The sequence below is a fragment of the Rhizomicrobium sp. genome (assembly GCF_056722145.1).
The window spans coordinates 1-6,383 of the sequence record NZ_JBWZET010000016.1 but is presented as its reverse complement, the minus strand read 5'-3'; the positions used below and the strand labels follow the sequence as shown (position 1 = coordinate 6,383).

The 6,383-nt window shown below is 64.9% G+C and carries 7 protein-coding genes; 4 read left to right on the top strand and 3 right to left on the bottom strand.

The window, feature by feature from the left end:
* Positions 1-2: 2 nt before the first annotated feature.
* Together AC1P6P_RS00950 and AC1P6P_RS00945 are read right to left on the bottom strand one after the other, a co-directional pair.
* Entirely contained in the window at positions 3-248 is a 246-nt protein-coding gene (locus AC1P6P_RS00950) for a DUF2312 domain-containing protein (protein WP_481400559.1), read from the bottom strand.
* 74 nt (positions 249-322) lie between these two features.
* The gene (locus AC1P6P_RS00945) at positions 323-1,093 is read right to left on the bottom strand and encodes an N-formylglutamate amidohydrolase (RefSeq protein ID WP_481400558.1); all 771 of its coding nucleotides are present in this window, start codon (positions 1,091-1,093) and stop codon (positions 323-325) included.
* A gap of 93 nt (positions 1,094-1,186) precedes the next feature.
* Here AC1P6P_RS00945 and AC1P6P_RS00940 point away from each other — a divergent pair, with 93 nt between their 5' ends.
* The 4 genes from AC1P6P_RS00940 (at position 1,187) to AC1P6P_RS00925 (ending at position 5,735) form a co-directional block, all read left to right on the top strand.
* On the top strand, positions 1,187-1,585 hold the full coding sequence (locus tag AC1P6P_RS00940; RefSeq protein WP_481400557.1) for a DUF1036 domain-containing protein: 399 nt from the start codon (positions 1,187-1,189) through the stop codon (positions 1,583-1,585).
* Between the two features lie 21 nt (positions 1,586-1,606).
* Complete coding sequence (gene pyk, locus AC1P6P_RS00935; protein WP_481400556.1) at positions 1,607-3,037, top strand: pyruvate kinase; 1,431 nt, start codon at positions 1,607-1,609, stop codon at positions 3,035-3,037.
* 182 nt (positions 3,038-3,219) lie between these two features.
* Positions 3,220-4,998 (top strand): methyl-accepting chemotaxis protein, encoded by a 1,779-nt coding sequence (locus tag AC1P6P_RS00930; RefSeq protein WP_481400555.1) that lies wholly within the window; start codon positions 3,220-3,222, stop codon positions 4,996-4,998.
* A gap of 65 nt (positions 4,999-5,063) precedes the next feature.
* On the top strand, positions 5,064-5,735 hold the full coding sequence (locus tag AC1P6P_RS00925; RefSeq protein ID WP_481400554.1) for a hypothetical protein: 672 nt from the start codon (positions 5,064-5,066) through the stop codon (positions 5,733-5,735).
* Between the two features lie 71 nt (positions 5,736-5,806).
* Here the strand turns inward: AC1P6P_RS00925 and AC1P6P_RS00920 are convergent.
* A partial coding sequence (locus AC1P6P_RS00920) for a hypothetical protein (protein WP_481400553.1) occupies positions 5,807-6,383 on the bottom strand: 577 nt, incomplete at its 5' end.

Sequence of the window (6,383 nt, the reverse complement as noted above, 5' to 3'; positions counted from 1 at the left end):
CGTCAGTCGAGCATGTCCAGAGCGCGCTTGTAGAGCTCCAGCATCGCTTCGGCTTCCTGATAGTCGGCCTTGTCCATTTTCCTGAGGCGCACGATCTGACGCATGATCTTGACGTCGAATCCTTCGCCCTTGGCCTCGGCGTAGACTTCCTTGATGTCGTCCGAAAGCGCCTTCTTCTCTTCTTCGAGACGCTCCACGCGCTCGATGAAGGAACGCAGACGATCTTTCGCGAAGCCCGACTTGGCCATATCAAACGCCTTATGCACCGATGAGCCGCGGAACCTAGCCGCCGCGTCCGCCGCACGCAACGCGACCGGATGCGCTAGCTGTGAGTCTTTTCAGGCGGATGCCGTTCCACCGCCGCCATATCGGCGAGCGCGGCAGCGATAACCGGCTGAAGACGCGCGGCGAATGCGGTGGCATCGCGGGCGATCAGGTCCTGGCGGATTTCGATCAGGACATGGGGCAGCCCGCGCCGCGTACCGTGGCGGTTGAGGGTGTCGCCGTCGAGCGCCCCCGAATAGGGCTCGTTGTCGCCGACGGTGAAGCCCGCCTCGGCCAGCCGCGCCATCAAGGGCTGGGCCAGCCGGCCGTCCCGGTCCCACAACACGCCGACCTCCCACGTTCGTTTGCGTCCCTTCCAAACCGGCGTGAAGGAATGGATCGAGATCAGGACCGGAACCTTTCCGGCGGCCTCGATCCGGTCGACCGCGGCGGTGATCGCGCCATGATAGGGATCGTGGAAATCCCGTATGCGACGGGCGACCTCAGCCGCATCGACATCGCGATTGCCGGCAATGACGGCACCGTCTGACAGTTTCATGACCAGGGTGGGATCATCGGGGCCGCGGTTGAGGTCGATCACCAGACGCGACCAGCGCCCCAGAATCGCGGCACACGCGAAGCGGGCGGCGAGATCGCGGGTGACGGTGGCTGCACCGATGTCATAGGCGATATGGGTGGCCAACAAATCGGGGCCGAGGCCGAGGCTAACGCCCTCTGGCACGGCATTTGCGGCGTGATCGCAGACGAATAGCAGTCTCGCCTGCGCCCCCGGGGGCTCCGGGATATGCTCGAAAGGAGGTTCCGTCATCGAACGGACATCATCGCCGTCAGGGCTTTATTGGGCAAGTGTTCGGTATGACGTTGACGAATCCCCCGCTTTGCGCGACATCCTGACAGCGCCATGCGCCTTTCTGTTGCCCTGATTCTCCTTTTAACGGTGGCTGTGACGGTCCCGGCCCGGGCCGACCTCACGGTCTGCAACAAGGCGAGCGTGGCAGCGAAGGTGGCATTGGGCCTGTACAACGGAACGGAGTGGGAGAGCCGAGGCTGGTGGACAATTCCTTCGCGAAAATGCGAGACGCTCATCTCCGGCCGGCTCAATGCACGCTACTACTACCTCTACGGAACGGACGGCCAGTCGGGCAATTGGGGCGGCGGAACCTATTTCTGCACGCTGCCGCAGCCGAAATTCGAAATTTCCGGGCGGGGCAATTGTGCGCCGCGTGGATTTGACCGCAAAGGCTTCTTTGCCGTCGATACGGGCAACAGCCCAAATTGGAAGCAATCACTGTCGAACTAGGATGAATCGGAAAAGAACTTCATGAGGCGCAGACGTAAAACCAAGATCCTTGCAACGCTCGGTCCGGCAAGTTCATCGCCAGAGATGATCCGGGCTCTGTTCGAGGCGGGCGCGGACGTCTTCCGCATCAACATGAGCCACAACGCGCCGGCGGAGCTTGCGGAAAAAGTCCGCATCGTGCGCGATCTCGAAGAGAGCGTCGGGCGTCCCATCGCCATCCTCGCCGACCTGCAAGGTCCGAAGATCCGTCTCGGCGTCCTGCCGAACGGCCAGCGCGAAGTGCACAAGGGCGACAAGCTGCGCCTGGTGCGCAGGACCATCGTCGAAAGCGGCGACGACATTCCGGTGCCGCATCCGGAAATCTTCGCGGCGGTGCAGCCGGGCGAAGTCCTGTTGATCGACGACGGCAAGATCCGTCTCAAGATCGAGGATGCCAGCAAGGAGTCGGCCGAGGCGATCGTCGAAGTCGGCGGCATGCTCAAGAACAAGAAGGGCATCAACCTGCCCGACACGGTGCTGCCGATCTCGGCGATGACCGAGAAGGACCGGGCCGATCTCGATGCCGCGCTCCATCTCGGCATGGACTGGATCGCGCTGTCCTTCGTGCAGCGCCCCGACGACATGGCGGATTTGCGCAAGATCGTCGGCCACCGCGCCGGCTGCCTCGCCAAGATCGAGAAGCCGCGCGCCATCGACTGGCTGCCGGAAATCCTCGACCTGTCGGACGCGCTGATGGTGGCGCGTGGCGACCTCGGCGTCGAGCTGCCGGTGCAGGAAGTGCCCGGCAAGCAGAAGCTGATCACCAAGATGGCCCGCAAGGCCGGTAAGCCGGTGGTGGTGGCGACCCAGATGCTGGAGTCGATGATCACCGCGCCGGTGCCGACCCGCGCCGAAGTCACCGACGTTGCCAACGCCGTGTTCGACGGCGCCGATGCGGTGATGCTGTCGGCCGAGAGCGCCGCCGGCCAGTATCCGGTGGAAGCGGTGTCGATGATGGACAAGATCGCCACCACGGTGGAAGGCGATCCGCAGTACATCCCGATCATGAACAGCCAGAGGAACGAGCCGGAATCGACCACGCCGGACGCGATCATGGCCGCCGTGCACGAGGTGACGAGCACTATCCACGCCCGCGCCGTCGTCTGCTGGACCAAGTCCGGCTCGACCGCGCTTCGCGCCGCCCGCGAACGTTCGGACGCGCCGATCATCGCGCTGACGCCGCAGCTCGAAGTATCGCGCCGGTTGAGCCTCGTATGGGGTCTGCACTGCATCTACACCGAAGATGCCCAGGACCTGGACGACATGGTCGATCGCGCCGCGCGCTTTGCCTTCCTCGAAGGCTTCGCCAAGCCGGGCGAGCGCATCGTGGTGACGGCGGGCGTTCCGCTGCGCACCCCTGGCGCCACCAACATGCTGCGCGTCGCCTTCGTCGGACCGCAGAAGACGGTTTAAGCGGTTTCGACAAACACCTGTAAAAGGCGGATGGGGGGTTGCCCTGTCCGCCTTTTTCTTTTGGTGTCGCCGTTTTGTTTGTCCGTGCAACTACTTATAGATGCCAATCCAGCACTGCAATTAACCCCATCCCAATCGTCTCCCCGGAGTATCGCCGCCCAGGACCACCCCGGGAATGCGCAATGCACTGGATCAACGGCAGCTTGGAGCGCCAGTTCATGGCGATCGTCGGCATCGGCCTGGCGATTGCCGCCGTTTGCGCCTCGGCGCTGACGTGGTGGACGGAAACCGACGCCATCGAAACCCGGCTGCACAGCCTGTCGTCGAACGAGATGCAGTCGCTCGACGCCCTCGTCAACAGTGCCATGATGGCCCGCCTCAAGGACAGCGACAACGCCTCGCTGTCGGTGTTCAACGGCTGGTTCGCGCAGCGCAATGTCGATTATCCGGGCGAGCTGTGGAGCGCCTGGAACCGCCCGATGGCGGCGTTCGTCAGCCAGAGCGAGCCCAAGACCGCGATCAAGGCGCCGCGCGATGCCATCGACGAAGAAGTGATGCGGACCGGCCGGCCGGTCGGCCGCTTCGTCGGTGATACATATCGATTTTCGACGCCGGTCGTGCTCGGCGGTACGGCCGCCACGGGCCGGCAGGAATGTTACGCCTGCCATGCCGCGCCGATGCGCCAGGGCAAAGGCGACGTCATTGCGGTGTTTTCCTCCAGTCTGTCGGCGAAAGCCGATTTTGCCGAACGCGACCGCAAAGTTGCCCTGCTGCTGGCCGCGGTGGTCGGCTTTTCGCTGGCACTCCTGTTCGCCGTGCGCACCACCTTCCGCAAGGTTGCAGCCCGTCCGCTCGAACGCATGGTCGAGACCATGTCGGGCCTCGCCGAGGGGCGCAGCGACGCCAGCGTGCCGGCGCTCGACCGTGACGACGAGATCGGCAAGCTCGCTCATTCGATGCAGGCCTTCCGCCAGCAGCTCGCCGCCACCGAGCGCACCAAGGCTGAGCAGGCGGACACCATCGTGCGAAGCATCGGCACCGGCCTGTCCGAACTTGCCCGCGGCAACCTAACCCACCGCATCGATGCCCATCTGACCGGTCCGTTTGGCCCCTTGAAGGAGGATTTCAACACCGCCCTCGACCGCCTGCACGACGCCGTGCGCCAGGTCAGCGGCGTCTCCACCCGCATCGCCGAGGGCACCGGCGAGATCGCGACCGCGACCGACGACCTGTCGCAGCGCACCGAGCAGCAGGCCGCCAATCTCGAACAGACCGCCGCCGCGCTGGAAGAAATCACCGCGACCGTGAAGACCACGGCCGCCAACGCGCGCGATGCCGCCCACAGCGCCGCCGATGCCGAGAAAGCGGCGGAACACGGCGGCAGCGTCGTCGACACCGCGATCGCCGCGATGGACGCCATTGCCCAATCGTCGAAAAAGATCACCGACATCACCGGCGTGATCGACGAGATCGCGTTCCAGACCAATCTCTTGGCGCTCAATGCCGGTGTCGAGGCGGCGCGCGCCGGCGAGGCCGGCAAGGGTTTTGCGGTGGTAGCCTCGGAAGTCCGGGCGCTGGCGCAGCGTTCCGGCGACGCCGCCAAACAGATCAAGGCGCTGATCCACACCTCCGGCGAGCATGTCGAAGGCGGGGTGCGGCTGGTCGCCGAAACCGGCGTCGCGCTGAAACACATCGTCGACCACGTCCATCGCATCAACACGCTGGTCGCCGAGATGTCGCAAGCGGCGGGGCAGCAGTCGTCGGGCATCCAGGAGGTCAACAGCGCCGTCGGCCAGATGGATCAGATGACCCAGCAGAATGCGGCGATGGTGGAACAGACCACCGCGGCCTCGCGCACCCTGGTCGACGAGACGCGCGAGCTGTCGGACCTCGTCGCCTTCTTCACCGTTGCCGGCGAGAAGGCGGCGTCCAAACCGGCTTCGCTGCGCCGCATCGCCTGACCGCTCTGCACGATTTTTTAAAACGCTTTCATTACCATGGTAAGCCAATCTGGACGGGGGGCGCCATGGTCCGGGCGTCATGGCAAGAGCGCGCATTCGGGTCCGCCGCCGACGGCGGGCTGCATTCGCTGGCGGTGCAGATCTTCACCGGCACGGCCGTTCTGATGATCGGCGCGCTGATCCTGATGAGCTTCACGCTGTCGAGCCTCAAGGCCAGCCGGAGCCAGGCCGAGGCGGCCGAAGACACCCTGCTGGAGATCACCACGATTGAATCGCGGCTGCTGGCGTCAGACGGCGCGCTCAACGGGCTCGTGCTCAGTGGCCAGCCGCATTTTGCCCGTCAGATCGCGACCGGCCGCAAGAATATCGCCATCGCCGTCGCCAAACTGAGCCGCTCGGTGGGGACGGACCCCGACATGGCGGCGCTGTACCGCGATGTCATCGCCCTGCTCACGCAGCGGGCCGCCGCGTTCGATTATCTCGTCGCCCATCCCGACGAGGTCGCCCATTTCGACCGTTCCGACGCTGCCCGCGCCGAACACAGCCTGACCGATCAGGCGCGCGGCCGGCTATGGGACCTGCTCAAGCTCGAACGCGCCAAACGCCTGACCCAGCATACCGACATGATCGCCGAGGCCGAGCGCAGCATCTGGATTGCCGTCGGCATCGTCGTGCTGGCGATCCTCTCCGGCACCCTCAGCCTCTTCCTCGCCGGCCTCGGCAGCAAACGCAGCTGAGGCATCGGACGGTGCGCGGTGGATCACCTGTAACGCCGTGCCTTGACGGGCGCAGATTGCGAACCCGCCGCTCACCATTCGATCGGATGATGTTTGGGATCGACGCCCAGCTCGGCGCCCCACAGCCCGCGCAGATAGGTGCGGTCGGTCAGCATCACGGTTTCGAGGACGGCCTTGCCGGAATCGGGATGCTGCTTGAATTCGGCGATCTGATCGTTGTGAACGAGGGTCACCACCGCCAGCACCAGACCGTCATGGCCGGCGATCTCGAAGCAATTGACGAACACGAGACCGTCGTCGGAAATCTTCGCGGCATTGGCGCGAAAGCCGAAACCGTTGCTGCCGAAGCGCGCGCGAATGTCAGACAGATGCGTCACCCCGAACGTCAGCCCCGGCACGCCGGTCTCCGCCGTCGGTGAACCCTTGACCCAATCCTTTTCGACGAACAGGACTTTGCCGCTCGTCGGTGACCAGGTCATGTGCAGCGTCAGGCCGGGTCCCAATGTCCAGGCCGCCGCCGAGTCGTTGACGGCCGGGCCCTCGCTTTGCGGCTTGGGTCGCGACGCCATCTGCGCCGCCGCCTCGCCGCCGACCACGAACCCCTCCAGCGATTGCGCACCCGCCTCGCCGACAAAACTCAACATGATC

What these genes read in the sequence shown, in the direction of transcription:
- AC1P6P_RS00940 (WP_481400557.1), top strand. Translation starts at nt 1,187, where the DNA reads ATGCGCCTTTCTGTTGCCCTGATTCTCCTTTTAACGGTGGCTGTGACG.
- AC1P6P_RS00950 (WP_481400559.1), bottom strand. Translation starts at nt 248, where the DNA reads ATGGCCAAGTCGGGCTTCGCGAAAGATCGTCTGCGTTCCTTCATCGAG.
- AC1P6P_RS00925 (WP_481400554.1), top strand. Translation starts at nt 5,064, where the DNA reads ATGGTCCGGGCGTCATGGCAAGAGCGCGCATTCGGGTCCGCCGCCGAC.
- AC1P6P_RS00945 (WP_481400558.1), bottom strand. Translation starts at nt 1,093, where the DNA reads ATGACGGAACCTCCTTTCGAGCATATCCCGGAGCCCCCGGGGGCGCAG.
- AC1P6P_RS00930 (WP_481400555.1), top strand. Translation starts at nt 3,220, where the DNA reads ATGCACTGGATCAACGGCAGCTTGGAGCGCCAGTTCATGGCGATCGTC.
- pyk (WP_481400556.1), top strand. Translation starts at nt 1,607, where the DNA reads ATGAGGCGCAGACGTAAAACCAAGATCCTTGCAACGCTCGGTCCGGCA.